Source organism: Methanolobus profundi, from assembly GCF_900114835.1.
GTDB lineage: Archaea > Halobacteriota > Methanosarcinia > Methanosarcinales > Methanosarcinaceae > Methanolobus > Methanolobus profundi.
In genome coordinates, this window is sequence record NZ_FOUJ01000006.1 from 183,887 (window position 1) to 201,755 (window position 17,869).

At 44.4% G+C, this 17,869-nt stretch carries 18 protein-coding genes and 1 tRNA gene; 12 read left to right on the forward strand and 7 right to left on the reverse strand.

Translation table 11 applies throughout. The annotated features are described in order from the left end of the window. The first annotated feature begins 109 nt into the window (after positions 1–109). The gene (locus tag BM008_RS13100; RefSeq protein WP_091937737.1) at positions 110–982 is read left to right on the forward strand and encodes a DNA integrity scanning protein DisA nucleotide-binding domain protein; all 873 of its coding nucleotides are present in this window, start codon (positions 110–112) and stop codon (positions 980–982) included. Between the two features lie 278 nt (positions 983–1,260). Continuing rightward, positions 1,261–1,632 (forward strand): glutaredoxin family protein, encoded by a 372-nt coding sequence (locus BM008_RS15150; RefSeq protein ID WP_245748044.1) that lies wholly within the window; start codon positions 1,261–1,263, stop codon positions 1,630–1,632. Positions 1,633–1,710: 78 nt separating this feature from the next. Here the strand turns inward: BM008_RS15150 and BM008_RS13110 are convergent, their stop codons facing one another. From BM008_RS13110 to rqcH, 3 genes are all read right to left on the reverse strand, one after another. Beyond that, on the reverse strand, positions 1,711–2,286 hold the full coding sequence (locus BM008_RS13110; RefSeq protein ID WP_091937739.1) for an acetate uptake transporter: 576 nt from the start codon (positions 2,284–2,286) through the stop codon (positions 1,711–1,713). Between the two features lie 509 nt (positions 2,287–2,795). Beyond that, positions 2,796–3,836: an mRNA surveillance protein pelota gene (locus tag BM008_RS13115; RefSeq protein ID WP_091937741.1), complete on the reverse strand. Its 1,041-nt coding sequence runs from the start codon at positions 3,834–3,836 to the stop codon at positions 2,796–2,798. An 89-nt stretch (positions 3,837–3,925) separates the two neighbouring features. Next, on the reverse strand, positions 3,926–5,920 hold the full coding sequence (gene rqcH, locus BM008_RS13120) for a ribosome rescue protein RqcH (RefSeq protein ID WP_091937743.1): 1,995 nt from the start codon (positions 5,918–5,920) through the stop codon (positions 3,926–3,928). 96 nt (positions 5,921–6,016) lie between these two features. On the opposite strand from rqcH, the gene priS reads away from it, so the two are divergent. The 10 genes from priS to BM008_RS13170 all read left to right on the forward strand — a co-directional run bounded on the left by priS (position 6,017) and on the right by BM008_RS13170 (position 12,792). Beyond that, positions 6,017–7,192, forward strand: coding sequence for a DNA primase catalytic subunit PriS (priS, locus tag BM008_RS13125; protein WP_091937745.1), 1,176 nt, complete (start codon positions 6,017–6,019; stop codon positions 7,190–7,192). After that, positions 7,179–7,865, forward strand: a complete 687-nt coding sequence (locus BM008_RS13130; protein WP_091937747.1) for a hypothetical protein — start codon at positions 7,179–7,181, stop codon at positions 7,863–7,865. Before priS ends, BM008_RS13130 begins: the two co-directional genes overlap by 14 nt. 29 nt (positions 7,866–7,894) lie before the next feature. Next, complete coding sequence (locus BM008_RS13135; protein ID WP_091937749.1) at positions 7,895–8,173, forward strand: 50S ribosomal protein L44e; 279 nt, start codon at positions 7,895–7,897, stop codon at positions 8,171–8,173. Positions 8,174–8,178: 5 nt separating this feature from the next. Next, positions 8,179–8,355, forward strand: coding sequence for a 30S ribosomal protein S27e (locus BM008_RS13140; protein WP_091937808.1), 177 nt, complete (start codon positions 8,179–8,181; stop codon positions 8,353–8,355). A gap of 16 nt (positions 8,356–8,371) precedes the next feature. Further along, positions 8,372–9,169 (forward strand): translation initiation factor IF-2 subunit alpha, encoded by a 798-nt coding sequence (locus BM008_RS13145; RefSeq protein WP_091937752.1) that lies wholly within the window; start codon positions 8,372–8,374, stop codon positions 9,167–9,169. A 7-nt stretch (positions 9,170–9,176) separates the two neighbouring features. Then, positions 9,177–9,350 (forward strand): RNA-protein complex protein Nop10, encoded by a 174-nt coding sequence (locus tag BM008_RS13150; protein ID WP_091937754.1) that lies wholly within the window; start codon positions 9,177–9,179, stop codon positions 9,348–9,350. After that, positions 9,338–10,114, forward strand: coding sequence for a proteasome assembly chaperone family protein (locus BM008_RS13155; protein WP_091937756.1), 777 nt, complete (start codon positions 9,338–9,340; stop codon positions 10,112–10,114). The genes BM008_RS13150 and BM008_RS13155 overlap by 13 nt, the downstream gene beginning before the upstream one ends. 6 nt (positions 10,115–10,120) lie before the next feature. Further along, complete coding sequence (locus BM008_RS13160) at positions 10,121–11,341, forward strand: TIGR00375 family protein (protein ID WP_091937757.1); 1,221 nt, start codon at positions 10,121–10,123, stop codon at positions 11,339–11,341. 49 nt (positions 11,342–11,390) lie between these two features. Continuing rightward, positions 11,391–11,505, forward strand: a tRNA-Ser gene (locus BM008_RS13165). Between the two features lie 78 nt (positions 11,506–11,583). Further along, on the forward strand, positions 11,584–12,792 hold the full coding sequence (locus tag BM008_RS13170; protein WP_091937759.1) for a tyrosine-type recombinase/integrase: 1,209 nt from the start codon (positions 11,584–11,586) through the stop codon (positions 12,790–12,792). On the opposite strand, the gene BM008_RS13175 is transcribed toward BM008_RS13170, so the two are convergent. From BM008_RS13175 to BM008_RS13190, 4 genes are read right to left on the reverse strand one after another with little or no spacing between them, the layout of a single operon-like run. Then, entirely contained in the window at positions 12,775–15,516 is a 2,742-nt protein-coding gene (locus tag BM008_RS13175) for a hypothetical protein (protein ID WP_091937761.1), read from the reverse strand. The two genes, BM008_RS13170 and BM008_RS13175, sit on opposite strands and share 18 nt — an antisense overlap. A gap of 8 nt (positions 15,517–15,524) precedes the next feature. Continuing rightward, positions 15,525–16,439: a hypothetical protein gene (locus BM008_RS13180; protein WP_091937763.1), complete on the reverse strand. Its 915-nt coding sequence runs from the start codon at positions 16,437–16,439 to the stop codon at positions 15,525–15,527. 9 nt (positions 16,440–16,448) lie between these two features. Next, on the reverse strand, positions 16,449–17,348 hold the full coding sequence (locus tag BM008_RS13185) for a hypothetical protein (RefSeq protein ID WP_091937765.1): 900 nt from the start codon (positions 17,346–17,348) through the stop codon (positions 16,449–16,451). After that, the gene (locus BM008_RS13190) at positions 17,348–17,833 is read right to left on the reverse strand and encodes a hypothetical protein (protein WP_091937767.1); all 486 of its coding nucleotides are present in this window, start codon (positions 17,831–17,833) and stop codon (positions 17,348–17,350) included. The genes BM008_RS13185 and BM008_RS13190 overlap by 1 nt, the downstream gene beginning before the upstream one ends. Between the last annotated feature and the right edge of the window lie 36 nt (positions 17,834–17,869).

Sequence of the window (17,869 nt, forward strand, 5' to 3'; positions counted from 1 at the left end):
TGGAGACATAAATTAATATCGCTACTGAGCAAGTTTATTTATAAAATAGCAGTATATAATATACTACTATCAGGTAGTTTTATTGCTGCTATATAACTGAGGGGATAATCTGGACAGTACAGAAGTAGTTGTCAATACTGCTATAAGGCTCGCAGAAGAACTGCGTTCAAAGGCCATAATAATAGCAGGGGAACTCAATAGTAACATAATAGAGACATCCATCCCTGTCTACTTTGCAAGCCGCAAACAAAAGAACCTTATCGACCATCTGGTAGCAAGCAGCAGAACAAAGGAAGAAAGGTCAAAAGAAACGCTGGACAGGATCCATCAACAGGCTACAGGGATGATCGAGCACGTAGAAAATGCCTCTGCAATAGAGTTCATAATGGACGAAGTAGAAGAAGGCACGATCATTGGCATGATCGAAAGCAAAGATTCCTATGCGATCGTTGTCCATGACCTTTCTGATAATCAGATGGTCAGGACACTGAAAGAATGCGAGGAAAGGATATCTGCAGAAATGCTTCGTGTCATAATGAAAGTGGCCTTTGACATATCCAATACCGGCCGTGAAGGAAAACAGATCGGCACGGCATTTATCGTTGGAGATGTGGAAGAGGTCATGATGCGCTCTCACCAGATGATCCTTAATCCATATACCGGCCAGGAAGATGAGGATAAGAACATACTTGATAAAAAGAACTGGGAATCTGTGAAAGAGTTTGCTCAACTTGATGGTGTGTTCGTCATCTCAGAAGAAGGGATGATAGAGGCTGCCGGCAGATACCTGGATGTCGATGCAAGGGATATATCTGTAGAAAAAGGACTTGGCGGGCGTCATGTCTCTGCTGCTGCTATCACAAGAGATACTGTATCGATCGCAATAACAGTTTCAGAATCCGGCGGAGTTATCCACATATACATGGATGGAAAGGAACTTCTCCACATAGAATCCGCTCAAAGGGCAATTCGTCTGAATTGATGAGTAAGCAAAATATCCATTTGATCAACACTTTCCCCTTGTAACATGGTAAGATGATTGATGGATATGCCAATTTTTCAACATATTCTATTTTTCTTTGCATTGCCACTTATTCGGCACCGTGCAGTTATAATAAAAATTAAGCATCCGCTTCCAACAAAAATAAAGAAGTTCGATCGTAATACACCGAGAATCTTTTCTATTACCATACAGCATTAATATAGCTTCATCCCATACCATAAAAAGAGAACCTAATTTATGTATTGGGAGTGATACCTTTGAATGTTAAAAAGATCATAGACAGTGCTCAGAAATTTGTCCAGAGCAGTATGGAACCAATGGGAAATGATACTGATAAGAAGACAGATGAAAAGGCAACTAATATAGAGACAGATGCTTCAGGCAAAATAGTTACAATATATGCCCTGAGTACCTGCCCCTGGTGCAAAAAGACCAGGAAGTTCTTCACAGAAAAGGGAGCAACTATCGATTATATAGAGTACGATAAAGCTGATGAAGAAACACGTAAGCATATAGAAGAAGACTGTAGATCCTTTATGGATGAACTGGGCTTTCCTGTTGTAAAGATCGATGAAGAAGCAGTGGTCGGTTACAACACAAAGAAATATTCGGATCTCCTGAACAAGTAAAGAGTTCATCAAAACAAAAAAAGTTGCCGGCAAGTTGCCGGCATGATATTCTGAAATTCTGTTCTATTATTGATCTGTTCACTCAGGTGCACACAATCCTGGGCAGCTGAGGTTTGCTACTTCCATCATGATAAGTGCGACAGCTGTGTAAAGTGCTGCAAGACCAAGAAGAAGGGTTATTATTCCTGCGACCATTCCTCCGACAAGAGCGATACTGAAGAATGTGAGATCAAGGAATATGAAGGTCACTATAATTGCCTTCAAGCCGATCTTAAATGTTACAATGGTCAACAAGGATGCTATTATGCCCCATACTATAAGGTACCAGAAACCTGCGCTGGTGCTCATAGGGTCCATTACTCCACCAAACATTCCAATGGATGTTATTATCTGTATAAGTGCCCAGGAGAACCAGAACAATGCAAATGCACCGAATGCAGATGCACCAAATGTGTCTCCCTTTTTCCATAGTTCCAAACTTGCGATTAGCTGGGCAAATCCACCAAGGAATATTGCTGTTGAGATTACCATTACAGCACCCTCAATAACTCCCATGATCATCAATCCAAGGAATGTAGCTGCGAATCCAAGCCCAAAGAATCCCAATGGAGCTGGACTTGCTGTTGTGTCTTTGATTATTACTTCTCCTTCCATAGTTTAATCACTTCCCTAAATAAATTACTGTATAATTACTAAACAATTTTAATAGTCAATTATAACTGTTTATTGCTGACCTAAAAGAAACGTCAGAAAATATTTTCCATCAATTCTAGTAAATACGTAACTGCTTGATACCTCCTCCAAGTGTTACCTATTTCACCTCCAGATAATGACTTTAAAATAGTAGTATATATCATTTTTGTTTATTACAAATAACGATAAAGCACATAGAAGCATTATTTGCTATTTAAGAACTAAAAATGGATTATATTGTAAAATAAAGCATTAATAAAGAGTTAATTCTTGGAAAACACTAAAAAGAACCTATTAGATGTTAAATAGTTATGACTGTAAAAATATATATACCAATTTTAGTACTGTTGTGCCCTACATGCACAAACAATACACAATCATTCCGAAATCTTTATAAATGTGAATGGATTATAATCTTGCTCTCATTAACACATATAATACATTCGGAAAACGGTCATGGATGCAAATGATCATATCTTGAAGCGCAGAAGTGCAGCCATGCCACCTAAAGCAAGAAGTTTCTGGCCCGGTTCAAAAGCTGTACTGAAAACAACTATTTTTCCCTGATTGTTCTCAACAGCACGCAGGAAAGAGTCAATGCTTCCTTTTTCACGCTCTATCCTCAGCATCTCATCTGCCACAAGAAGAGTATCGATAGAACCATAGTCCAGGGCCATACGTACCTCGTCCAGACCATAGGCAACCTTACCATCAATAGCTATTTCCTTAAGCAGGTCATCCATCAAACGGGATTCACGAGCTATGCGTGACTCCTCCATTATACGATCCACAGCACCACGTCTGAGAACTTCCTGGAAACCGGACATACCAATGGAAGAGGTATCCTCAGTGATTATCCTTGATGCAAGATCAGGCTCTTTTGACATGAGATACTTAAGGAAATCCTCCTTTGTGAAACCTGGCCCTGCAACAACGATCGATTCGGACTCAGATGCTGCATGAACGAGCTGCCCCGTGATCTCTTCGAAAAAGACATCCCTGAGAGTGCCTTCTCCTTTTCCTGAGGACTGACTGATATGAGAATATGTCTCGATGCCATAATGACGGACAAGACCTATATCAGCATCCCCTTCCTCGATAGCAACAATAACTACCTTGGGACGTTTTGATGATCTTTCCGCTTCATCGATACGCTCAAGCTGGTCTTTTTTCCAGTTCTTGATTATAGAGAGATCCAGACCTTCCTCTACGTTAAAAGTATGATAGTGACCTGAATCCATACCCTCTTCTATAAGGCCATGGATCCTCAAGCGATTAGAGAACTTATGGAACTCAAGCTCTTCAACCCTGATCCCAAGACGGACAGTCTTTTTCTCAGCCTTTTCAGGACGGAGCTTATCTGCCGATGTATCAGCCTTTCTTTTTGTAAGAGCGAAGATCAGATCCCCTTTCTCAATGATATACTTCAGGTGCCACAGGTCATCCAGTGTCTCAGGGACGATCCTGATCTCACCATCTCTTCCTCTTAAATTCCTTTTTGTGACCCTCATTATAACACCTTATTACCGATCAATTGATACATTTATACTACAGGCACAATCCTACATAGGAGGAGGATATTCCAGTGAACAACTGCTGGTCACTGACCCTTTATATCGGATTCTCCCGGTGGGAGCATCATGGCGATCTTATCAGGAGAAGCTATCTGTTTTACGAAATTTGGCTCCCCTAACTTATCGACGTATATTTTGTATATCTTTTTCGCTACGTCATTCTGGTTGAACTTGCCAGGGACTACTTCGACAACATGCTGCCCATGTTTGCTCACAGCAGACAATGGACCGCCTATGACCCGTGTCTTACCTTCAAGCTCAAGAGCCACTGCCGCACCTACCTGTATATCCCTGAAGTAGTTACGCTCACCACGAATAACGAAGGAACCCTTTTTGAGGTACTCACCGGACTCCGGGGTCTTTGAGACCTGTTCCGGCTTTATCCAGTAACAATCACCACTGAACTGACCGGATTTCCACACACTTGAATAAGAGATGACGAACTCTGCAGTTTCCTGCAATGTCTGTTCAGGAACTTCTTTGCCCTGCGTCTTGATAACTGTAATAGGAGCGCCAGGAACCTGTGTATGGAATACGATATCCCTCTTCTCCATATACTTCTTAACTATCTCCTCATTGGAGTCAGCATCCCTTCCTGCAACCACAAGGAAACCATCCGAGGATGTGAACCATCTGAAACGCTCATACCAGTATTTCTTTGTGTTGACCTTTCTTTTGTTGGATGCTTTCTTCTCTTTCTTCTGCATCGCAACCTTTGTGTCCTCAATAGCCCTGAGTGCCCCATCCTTCTTCTTTGTGAGCTTCTTGGCCTTATCATAATATATCTGAGCATTCTGCGGGACAGTGAGTTTGATATCCACCGTAGCCTTTGTACCATCAAGTTCAAGCACTATGTTACCAGCGGCCGAATCAATACTGACGATCCACTTTGCTGCAGGGACCGAATCCTTTGCCTTTTTAATGATGGAACGGATCTCATCCCACGAATAACCCTTGTCACGAGCCTGCATAAGAACACCAATTATCTGCTCGATCTCAACATAATGGGCATATATCTTCTCTGCGATCAGGGTTTGCTTTTCAGCATCCTTGCCGAACTTCTCGATCGCAGCTTCCTGTTTTTGAAGGCGACGTTCAAATACGTTAACTTTTTCCTTCTTAACAGCTGTAACCTGCTCCTGAACAGATTCTGCCGACCTCTTTCCGAAGAACTCATCAAGAGCTGCATTGAAAGTAGGGAAAGATACTGTTTCATTATCCCTGTAAATACCAAGCTCAAAAGGCTGAACATCGAATGATCCGATCTCCCCTTTGACATCTTTGCTGATAACACAGGGTTTCAGGTCGCCGGACAAAAGAGGAGTAAAAAGATCCTTCAATGCAGCAATAATAGCTTCAATTGAATCCATGCCGACATTTTTTGCAAGTTCGGTCTTATTGACGCCAGACCTTGCACAGACCTCTTCTGCAAGCACACCTCCAAGATTGAAACGTGTAGCTATGGTCCTCACAATATCAGCATCGGACTGAGAGAATACTTGTTGGAGATCCTCGGCCCCTGCATCCACAGGGCTTATCTGTGCCTCAGGATACTGATAGACCTCTCCACTTCTTATCCTCCTGCCCTTGAAGGTGACAGGTTTCATAGGAAGGATGATCTTCCTTTCGGAGTCAAGGAGAACTATGTTACCCGGGGAGAACAGTTCTACTACCAGAATGGTCTCTACACCGCCACGAACAATGCCTATCTCCAGGATCCTGTCAAAATCATACTGTTTGACAAATGTGATACGTCCTGCCATTATATGCTTCCTCAGCAGCATAGGGAATGACTGCGGGAGTTTAGGACTTGGACGCAGGTGCTGGCTCATATGGGCCCTTTTACCGGCCTCGATCACAAGATTATCCCTTCCCTTATTGTAAACAAAGAGATTTATCCTGATCTCGTCATTTGCAGGCTGGTATATCTTAGCGATCTTGGCATCTATTATAGATGTGTCGCCGGAACCCAGCTCAAATGCAAGGGCAGCTACATCAGCACTTGTCATTTCTTTCTTCATGCGGGGGATATAATGCAGATGGTGACTATAAGGTTTATGACGCATTAGACCGATCTAATACCAGATATTAAGCCACTTAGGAGATACAAGCACCAGATGAACGAGAGCACACGAAGATACGTCGTATCGGCATTCCAGAACTATTACGCTACTGCAGACATAAAGCTCCCACCTGAGTTCACATCAAGGGAATGGGGCTTTATTGAGTTTACCAGCAGCCAGGAGACATTCATGAAAAGGCACAGAGCCTTTGGTTCACAAGGAGAACTGCATGATTATCTGAGCGGCATAGGTCCGGCACATGCATACTATTCTGTAGCATACTACGAGTATCCCGGCGCCCCTAAGATGAAAGAGAAGAACTGGGAAAAGGCTGACCTTATCTTCGATATTGACTCCGACCACCTGCCTGGTGGCATTAATTCATATGCAGATATGCTTGAGAAGGGAAAGAAGGAAACATTGAAACTCCTCGAGTTCCTGATCGATGACTTCGGATTTAAGGAAAGCCAGGTACATGCAGTGTTCTCCGGTGGCAGAGGATACCACTTCCACATCAGTGAGGAATCCGTACTCTCCCTTGGAAGTGCAGAGAGAAGAGAGATCGTGGATTATGTTAGTTCAAAAGGACTGAATCTGGAAAAGATATTCTCCAAGAGAGAGATATCCGGAGATGCAGGTGCAGAATCTGCAAAGATGTCAGTATTCCCATCAGAGGATGAAGGAGGATGGGGAGGGCGGATCAACCGTTACCTTATATCATACCTTACATCCCTTGCCAGTGACGAAGATGCTATAAAGATACTTTCAGGATTCAAAGGAATAGGCAAGACCACTGCCGAGAGATTGGTGGATGTGTTCAGGGACGAATCCAGAGTTAACGCCCTGAAACAAGGCAAGATGGATGCACTTGGTGGCATTAAGAAGGAGATACTTGAGACGATCGTGAAACAGGGTGTGGAGCAGATGGCTGCGTGTGTAGATGAACCCGTCACTGCTGATATAAAACGTCTGATACGTCTGCCAGGTTCGCTTCACGGAAAATCCGGTATGAAGGTCACAGCCCTTGCAATAGATGAACTTGAGACATTCGAGCCGCTAAATGATGCAGTTGTCTTTGGGGATAAGTCGGTAAAGATAAAAGCGATCAAACCATTTGCAGTGCAGATGAAAGGAAAGGACCTCATGGTCGAGGAGGGCATACAGGAGGTACCGGAGTATGCCGCTATATATCTAATGTGCAGAGGTGTAGCAGAATATGGATCGCACTGAACTGAAGAATTCGCTCAGAGAAGAGAGCAGTTCAACACTGAGGGCGCTTCACCCCGGATTCTTCCCGGACGTAGAGGAATATGTAAAGGAACTGGAGGAAGAGATCCAGAACATAAACAGCCCCCGTTCTGTAGAATCAAAGATGCTTGAGGACGAACTACAGAGCGCCATCACAGATATAGAGGTCATATTCCTGCGCCGCATCAAGAAGATAATCAGCTACGCGACCAATAATGCATTCTCAAGCATGCCACCTTCACAGGACATGAGCAAGTTGCTCCCTCAGGAAAAGGAAGTATACGATGCTGTCCTTTCAGCAATAAATTCAGCCCGCAAGGAGCTGCTGGTCCCTATACTGGACCCACAGGCTACAAGAGATAAAGTGAGGAAGCCCCCTGCCATCAACAAAGAAGAAGAAAGACCTGCAAGGGACATGGAAGCCGAACAGCAGGAAATGCCTTCTGACAGTGAGGATGACAGCGGCGACAAAGCTGAAATAGGCAAAAGTAATATAAATAAAGAATTCGTTGTTGTGCGAATACTGGAGGACCTGCCTACTTTCAAGGCTATGGACAATCGCAATTATACATTATATGCCGAGGACGTTGTGGTTTTACCGACCCTGAATGCAAAGGGACTGATCAAACGTAATGTGGCACAAATGATCTTATAGAACTAACTGAAATCATCAAGGTGAAGATAATGAAGATTCCAAAGAGATTCAGAACACACTGCCCTTCATGCAAAAAACACACAGAGCATGTTGTTGAGAGAGTAAAGAAGGGTAAGGCATCGTCACTCACACGCATTGAGAGACAGAAGAAACGCCAGACCGGTATCGGAAACAGCGGAAAGTTCTCAAAGGTGCCTGGTGGAGATAAACCAACAAAGAGAATATGGCTCAGATACAGATGTACAGAATGTAACAAGGCACATCAGAGACCATGTTTCAGAGCAAAGAAATTCGACTTCGCGGAGTGATGGAAATGAACAAACCAAAGAGCAGATTCTTACGTGTAAAATGTAATGATTGTGAGAACGAGCAGGTAATTTTCGGCAGTGCAAGCCGCAAGGTAACATGCCTTGTATGCGGAAGGACACTCGCAGAACCTACCGGCGGAAAATCATCAATTACAACACACATACTCGAAGTTCTCGAGTAAATGAAAGTGATTCATAATGGATGAGAACATTTGGCCCGAAAGCGGTGACTTTGTCGTTTGTACCGTAAAGAACGTTACTGATTTCGGTGCATACACAACCCTTGAGGAATTCGGTGGAAAGGAAGGTTTTATCCACATATCGGAGATCAAGGCCGGATGGGTCAAGTATGTTAGAGACCATGTACGTGAAGGCCAGAAGGTAGTCTGCAAAGTACTTAATGTAGACTCCTCACGCCGCCACATCGACCTGTCCCTTAAAGATGTTAACGAGCACCAGAAGCGTGCAAAGATACAGGACTGGAAGAACGAACAGAAGGCATTTAAATGGCTTCAGTTCGTATCTGAAGAGACCGGAACCAGCGAAGAAGAGATGGATAAATTGAAGCTCAAATTGCTGGAAAGCTTCGGTAGTCTTTATTCTGTCTTTGAAGAAGCAGCCATCAATTCAGAGGATGCTTTCAACGACATGAAGATGAAGAAGAAGCTTGTATCAAGCATCGTCACAGTCGCTCAGAGTAACATCAAATTGCCTTTTGTAGACATTGCAGGATTTATAGACCTCAATTGCTATCTCCCTGATGGCATAGAGATCATCAAGCTGGCACTCGAAGCTGGCAACGAGATCGAAGAGGAAGGTGTCAGAGTTGACATCAGTTACACAGGTGCTCCAAGATACCGCATCAAAGTGATAGCTCCTGACTACAAGAAGGCAGAAGCAGTGTTGAAGAGATCTGCAACTGCAGCTATCGACACTATTGAAAAGCTTGGTGGAAAAGGTGAATTCCACAGGCACAACGACACTGTAAAGGCGTGAGATTCCATTGGGACAGAAGATCTTCAAGTGCAGGAAATGCGACAGATATACTTTAGAGACTGTCTGCAAGCAATGTGGTTCGGACACTGTTAGGCCACAGCCTGCAAGATTTTCCCCAAAGGACCCTTATGGCAAATATCGCAGATTAGCAAGAAAAGAGGGTATTCTATGCAGGAAATAGAAGTAATTCGTGTCAAAGAAGATGTTCAACTTAATGACCCAATACTGATCGTGGGCCTTCCTGGAGTAGGACACGTTGGTAAACTTGTTGCTGAACACCTCGTCGAAGAACTTGATGCAGAGAAGATCCTGGAGATATATTCCCATCATTTTCCACCACAGGTTCTGGTAGACGAGGACAGTGTGATACAGCTAGTGAACAATGAGATGTTCGTTTGCCACACAGAGAAGCACGATATAATAGCTCTTATTGGAGACCACCAGAGCTCTTCTACTGAAGGACACTACAAACTATGTACTGTGTACCTTGAACTTGCGCAGGAATTCGGAGTCAAGAGAATATACACTCTTGGAGGATTCCCAACAGGACAACTTACATATTCTGACGAGGTGCTTGGAGCTGTCAACAACATAGAACTTGTTGAAGAGCTTAAAGAGTACGGAGTCACATTCAAGGAGAATGAGCCAGGAGGAGGCATTGTTGGTGCATCCGGACTTCTGCTCGGACTCAGCAGATTCAGGAATATCGATTCAGCATGCTTGATGGGACTTACATCAGGTTATCTGGTCGACCCTAAAAGTGCACAGTCACTGCTGAAGGTCATCTGCAAGGTGTTCGATATCGATATAGATGTAGGACCTCTTGAAGAGCGTGCCAAGGAAATGGAAAAGATCGTTGCAAGGCTCAAGGAAGTCGAACAGCAACAGAAAGGCATGCCTGAACTGAATGCTGCAAAGGATGAAGACCTGAGATATATTGGCTGAAATAAAATGTTGATCAATGCCGATCTTCACCTGCATTCCAGATATTCGATGGCTTGTTCGAATAAAATGGAACTGCCAGTAATGGCAGAGGAAGCGGCGAAAAAGGGAATAGACCTGGTTGCTACCGGAGACTGTACCCATCCCGAATGGTTGAAAGATATCAGAAAGGCAGCGGTCGATGATGAGACCATTGCCATCGGGAAAACTAATTTTTTAATAACTACTGAGATAGAGGATAGCAGCCGTGTGCATCATCTGCTCCTTTTACCATCCATATCTAAAGCTGAAGAGCTTGCAGAGAGACTATCCAAATTTGCCAACCTTAAGGTGGATGGAAGACCTACTGTAAGACTGAACGGATGTGAGATAGCAGAGATAGCAAAGGATGTGGAAGCACTCATTGGACCATGCCACGCTTTCACCCCATGGACCGCACTCTATGCATATCATGATTCCCTTGAGAGCTGTTACGGGGACATGACAAAGTACATATCTTTCCTTGAGCTGGGACTGAGTGCAGATAGTGACTATGCGGACAGGATAGAAGAACTTCACAGACTTACATTCCTCTCGAACTCCGATGCACATTCACCATGGGCTAACAAGCTCGCAAGGGAATTCAACCAGATAAACGTTCCTGAAGTGACTTTCAAAGGACTCAAAAAGGCCATATTGCGTGAGAATGGATACGGAGTTACATACAATGCAGGATTCTACCCACAGGAAGGGAAATACAATGAATCTGCCTGTATCAAATGTTATACACACTACACCTTTGAACAGTGCATTTCATCCAGCTGGAAATGTGCTAATTGCGGAGGGGTCATCAAGAAGGGAGTAAAGGACAGGATAAATGAACTTGCAAATTTTGATGAACCAAAACATCCTGACCACAGACCTCCATACGTACACCTCATGCCATTGTCTGAGATCATCATGACAGCAATAGGCCATGCAAGTATCAATACCAAAGGCGTCCAGACCGCATGGAATGAACTTATGTCAAGGTACGGGAATGAACTCAACGTCTTGCTCAACGCTGAAATAAATGACATGGGATATCTTGATGATCGTATCGTTAATGCGATCAGTGCCTTCAGAGAAAAGAAGCTAATAATTCATCCAGGCGGCGGCGGACAATACGGAAGCATTGAGATACCTGAGACTGAACAGGATAAGATCCCCGACCAACCGAAGAAGGAGCAGAGCTCACTTTTTGACTTCTAGATTTTTCCACGATACCTTTTTAAGATATCAAGTCCTTCAAATCCAATGTGCCGAGGTGGCAGAGCGGACTAATCCGACGGCTAAATGCCCCGGAGTCCAAACGCGACCGGCTCGAGACCGGTTTCTCCGGAAGGAGTGCTTGGGTTCGAATCCCAACCTCGGCGTAAAAACTATAGTTAAAAGCCCAACACTTTCACCCTGCTTGTTTTCAAGTTATATGCAGGGAAGAGGAAGTAGTGGATATGGGACTATACAACTATAAGAAAAGTATTCAAACTGCTGAACAAAGGATAATAGAAGCAGATTATTCACAAAAGAACAAGGACACTATTTTTGCTTTTGTGAACGTATTGTACGCAGAGGGTCTTTCCGATGCAAGAATTCTCAAATACCTTAGTCAATTGAACATACTCAGCAAGAATTTTGACAAGGATTTCGATGAGATTACAATGAGCGATATGTATCGCTTTTTGGCAGAGTTGGAAAGATCTGATAAGAAGCCATGGACTAAACAGGGATATAAAGTCACAATCAAACGTTTCTTCCGCTGGCTCAATGGTGGGAAAGAACCAGAAATGACCGAGTGGATTAAGACCCCTATCAAACAATCTGATCAAATGCTCCCAGAGGAACTACTTACAGAAGAGGAGTGTATGAGTATGATTGACTATGCCAACCACCCACGAGATAAAGCAATTGCTGCAAGCTGGTATGATGCAGGAGCTCGTGTGGGTGAAATCGGTGAAGCAAAAATAAAGCACGTTGTCTTCGATGAAGTTGGTGCTTTTGTGATGGTTAAAGGCAAAACAGGCATGAGAAGAGTAAGATTGGTTTTCAGTGCACCGTACATTGCCAAATGGCTGGACATTCATCCTCTCAGAGACGACCCAGATGCTCCATTATGGGTGAACATTGGTCACAGAAACTTCGGAAAGGAAATGAAGTATGGAGCTATCAGAATGGTGATTAAAAGGACAGCAAAGAAAGCGGGTATTAAGAAGAGGGTATACAACCATCTTTTTCGACATTCCCGAGCAACCGATTATGCAGGCTTCATGTCACAGGCACAGCTTGAGATGCATATGGGATGGAAGCACGGGACAAGGATGTCTGGAACATATCTTCATCTTCAGGGTGCACAGGTTGACAACACTATTCTTGAACATTATGGACTGAAGGAAAAACAGGATAAGGTTTCGGAGCTTACTCCTCGAAAATGCTCTCGTTGCAAGACCACGAACGGTCCAACCTCTGATTTCTGCAGCAGTTGTGGAATGGCTCTTAATGCAGCTGCAGCAACAAATATCGATGGAATGCAACAACTGGGTATGCAATTGCTTCTTGAGATTGGTGCAAAGGATCCAAAGGATGCTCAGGAATTACAGAGTTATTTGGGGAAATTGAAGGAAGCATTGTCTGATAGCGCTTCAACCTCAATAAGTGACGAGTGAATCAACATGAGCCACGGACTTACATAGTGGTGCCTTCCAGAACTGCAGGTCCTGGTTTGTCGGGTTCCCTGTAGTGGCATCCACTGCTTCTGGTGTTCCATATCCCTGAAGGGACAGGTTCGTAGTCTTGCCTGCTACCTGTAATATCAGGTGTCTCTTGTCGTAATAGGCATCCTTTACAAATACCTGATAGAAACCTGTGTCTGAATTCACTGCGCCCATCGTATCCCTTCCAAACACGTATGTGCTCTCAAGGATTACCTTTGTCCCATTTTGTATCGGGTCGCCATTCTGGTCTATAACATAGCCAGACATAACAACTCCTACGGTCGATTCTGACCATGATGTTGACAAAGGCAGGAGCCGGAGATAGAGATAGACGTTCTCCAGTATCTCTATTTTATGGAATATCGGTGTGTGCATACCATCTGAGCTGAACATTATCTTCAGCTTGTAGTATTTCCCCTGATAGCCTGCGTTATTCATGACCTTGTAACCTGCACCGTAGGACGTGGAACTTGTGCCGTCCGGCCCGATCCAGCCTGAGTTCGGTGTTCCGCTCTGGTCATCACTGATATAAATCTGTGCCCTTATGTCACAGCCTGCTGCTTCTGTAATTGACAAATATAACAGGTCCAGGGACTTGTTATGCTCCTTCCACAGGTACCAGGGCATCTCAATTAATCCAGCTAGTGGATACCGGGTTATCTTGATATTGCTTACTGTTATGCCTTCTGAGTATTCTGTCGGTGTAGTGTAATTCGCCTTACACCTGAGCCTGAAGTGCAACTTGGTCGTAGTCATAGCGACCACTTGACCTGTCCCACTTGTTACTCCGTTCTTTGACCACACCACAGTTCCATCTGCATCCAGAAGCTCCAGTATGAAGTAGCTCGAGTTGATATTCACATCATAATCAAACTCCACCGACAGAAAACCTGATTCTTGCCATATGAAGCCATGATTCGGATAGTTACTATCTATCACCGTGTATGTAGTGTCCGCCAACAGATCTATTTTCAGCTCTTTATTACCTGCATCAACGGCGCCATTGCACGACAGGAACCCGTCATCCTCATCTATTTCTGTTGAATAGTCCGGTTCAATTTCATCTTCCTCTAGTTCAAAGGTATTGTTATTGAACACCACTCCGCTCGTGATGCAGCCATATACAAAATCTGTAGCATCAAAAACTTCTTTGTTAATCCTGTATGTGCTCAGGCCAATCTCACCAGTCTTGTTGTCCACATCTGCAGTGTGCTCCAATGATACCTCTATGTCTGTCGCTAGAGCCGAATGCAGCATCTCGTTTTTAGACCAATAAAAGAATTGACTGTCCGGTTGATTGGCCTGTGAACTCTCTATTACCAGTGGATGAAAATCAACCGGGACCAGCACTGTTGCGGGGTTCGTGTCCGGGAAACTGAGCAATCTGTGCTTTATCCACATGTCGAAATAATACCAGATAAAGTCAAATGAAGGCGTGTACTTTCCGTCACCGGTTAACCATACTTTCGTTCTCCAGTATTTGCCAGCAGCCGCTCCTGTCCATATTTTCCCGTTGTTGTCTGTATAATAGGTGCTCGATGTCCCGTCCGGGCCTACAAATCCTGACGTGGATGCCAGACTGTCACCTACATCGATTTGAGCCTTCACCTGTGTATCAGCTGTGCCCAGTGTATAGCCAAGATCTATTATCCTCAAGGCTTTCATGAATTCCTTGTACTTGTAAACCGTCTGCTCAATGTAGCCTGAAGTCTTGTACCTGTCCAGCACCACGTTACCTATGTACATGTGATTGTCCCAAGGATCCACAGGCGAAGTCCAGACCGAAGGAGAATTCGGAGCAATGCACCTGACCCGGAATACACAGTAATCGTCTACAAAGGTAACCACCTGGCCAGTGCCAGAAGCTGTCCCTGTCTTGCTCCACTTCACAGTACCTTCACTGTCCACAAGCTCTGCAATGAAGTACGATGAATTCAGCACCACATCATAGTCAAAGGTAATCTGGATAAAACCTGATGCGATTATCTCAAAACCTTTGTTCATGTAGGTATCGTCCACTTTGTTGTAATCACTCTCATCGGCCAGGTCCAGTTTCATGCTCATTGTAGAATTGTCCAGAGTAAACATACCCGGCAGGAATCCATCATCTGTATCTACGTGGGCCGAGTTCTCCGGATAGATGTCGATCTGCTCTGTCTGGAGCGTGAACATATCACCATCATAGTCCACGTTTAACGTAGTGACTCCTTCTGTGAATATCAGGTCATTCTCTGTTTCCTCTTCCAGCAGCATGGCCGGTGAAAATTTCCTTACACCAATCAGTCCTGTATTTGAATCCGGCTGGCTTGCATCTGATGATTCCAATTCAAGAGAACCACCTAACCCTTCATTCCAGCTCTCAAGCGTGAACTCATCACCCGTTGTCCCACCTGTCACTGATACTGCCGATACACTCCTGATCCCGGTGTCACCTGCATTGAGAGCAATTTCTATGTGACTGCCTGATGTCTTATAGGCTTCTACTGAAGTGCTAACGTCTGCTGTTTGTGAATTGCCAAACTGGTCTACATAAGTAATAGTCACATCCAGAGGCGCATCGCCTATTGTGGCCTGTGGCACTATGAAACACCTGAATCCGCCTGATGATATTGAATCTCCCACAGTGAATCCTGTGCCCACAACATAAGTTCCGAACACGACAGCATCAAATGCCATGCTTCACCTCAGGCCACGTATTTCATAGCGAACGCCAGCACATTTGAATGGTCCGGAGATGTGAGCATCTTACACAGAAACTTCGTCGTTGCTCCATCTATGGCTATCACGTCCCCGTCCACCAGTCCTGCATCTATGGACAACCTGAAAAACAGCTCCGACTGATATATCGGAGTCTTGTTATTCGCTGTATTGTGTATCACAGGCTTCATGAAATAGACTTTCCCGTTCCCGTTGCTTTTCCGAGCGTATGGCGTGTCATAGTAGAACTGTATGCCATCGTCTTCATCCCTGTCCTGAAATGAGAATGGCCTGGTCATCCTGTAATTTTCCAATCCAGAGTGTTCCCCAGTACCCGCCCACCATGCATTCCTGGTAGTATAACAATAGAAATTTGTCAGGCCATCAGAATATTCTTTAGTGCCCATATGCTCCATTACACAGATGAAACTTGACTGCCTGTCGTTGCTTGAAGGTTCCGGTTTGCCCATTACCACAAACCCTGTAGAATCCACCCACAGCCAATAATTTATCTGAAGGGTTGCCATGTCGGTGTACATATCATAAGACCAGTCCCTTCCCTCAAATCCAATAAATGTCTGGAATTTTGTGTCTCCCCAGGTATGGTTTATAGAGTCCCAAGTTGATGTAAACGTAACTCTTAATCCCTGTGCACCAGTATCATTTCCCTGATACCTTATGGCTTCGCTTGTCTTGTAGTTATGAACTTCCAGCGTCATCCAGATGTCTGCTGAATCGCCTGTATATTTTAAGCATCTTCTAGCCAACGTAGCTTCTGTGCTCCGATCAGTTGTATCCCAGGTAGCATCTCCTTCTACCCAGTTCACAGAAGAGGCAATCAATGCATCCGCGATCTCATCCACTATGTCTGGTAATACTTTTGCTCCACTTGTAAATCCCATCTTTTCCCCTCACTCTACATACTTTATTGCGTAATTTACCCTGCCCGTGTTGTCTGGTGAGTCCATTCCTATACACAGGAACTTCGTTGTAGCTCCGTCTATTGCTACTACATCTCCATCCACAAGGCCGCCACCTTCTGAGAACATAAAGAACAGTTCGCTCTGACCTATGGGCATTGTCTCTGCCTGGTCGTTGAATATCAGGGGCTTTGCATAGTAGACCTTCCCGTTCCCATCGCTCTTGAACGCATGATAATCAGCGTGCCAGAACTGGATGCCTTCGGTGCTCCAGGAATTTGTATAAGTGAATGGCCTGCACATGTTATGACATCTTCCAAGAGAGTTCCCAGCAGTGTTCCTCCAGCCTTCGTAATTCAACTTCGTATAGTTGTAGAAATTCGTCAAGCCATCACTGTATTCTTTACTGGCAATCCTTTCTACCACAGTAATTGCTGAAACCTGCAAGTTATCAGTTGAGTTCGCTTCCGGTCTTGCCATCAATACAAATCCTGTAGAATCCACCCAACAAAAATATGTTAGCTGAGTCGAGAAACAGTTAGTCACTGGCGTTGTACTGCTTCTTCCAAAGAACGGAACATAGGTATGATAGTCCATGTTCGGGTATGTGTGGTTCACCGAATCCCACGTTGAATGAAATGCAATCCTCAATCCTTTTGCCTGGTATGATGTACTATATACCCAATATGATTGGTCATGACATTCCAGGGTCAGATATATGTCATCTGTGGAGTGGTACAGGCACCTTCTTGCGTTATTTGCACCTACCGTCCTGTCGGTGGTGTCCCATGTTGTGTCTCCATCCGTCCAGCCTTCTGCTATTAGCTTGTCAGCTATCTCATCTATCAAGTCTGCAAGCACCTTTGCTCCACTGTAAAATGTTCCTGCCATTAATCATCCACCTCCACGAACCATGATCCATTCAAAATCGTTCCTCCATTGTTCAATTCATCACCCTCACGTGATATGTTCCCTACCACTGTTCCCGTGTTTATCTGCCCTAATGGAGAACCTGATTTTACCGTGGTCGCCCCACTGTCCACCGTATCTCCTGTCATCGCTACTTGCCTTTCTACTTCTGTGTCTTCGCAGTACACGATCTTACTCATAAACGACTTGCTGGACAGCACACTTCCATCCTCGTAAGCCCCGCTAAAAGTAGAACCATCGTAGGTCTTGAGCCTGAATGTTGGATCATTGCTGCTCCATATCTCCAGTTCCCAGTAGTAGCCGCCTGGTGCCATCGGGTCAAATATCCAGTGAAGCACCTCGTCCTGGTCAACTTCCTTGAAGATAGTCTCGACATATTTCACTCCCTTTGCCGGAGAATCGTAGAGCCTTGCTACTAAATTCTTCCCACCCGCATCGTGTACCACTATTTTGATGCGACCAAAATAGTGTTCTGCCGTGAA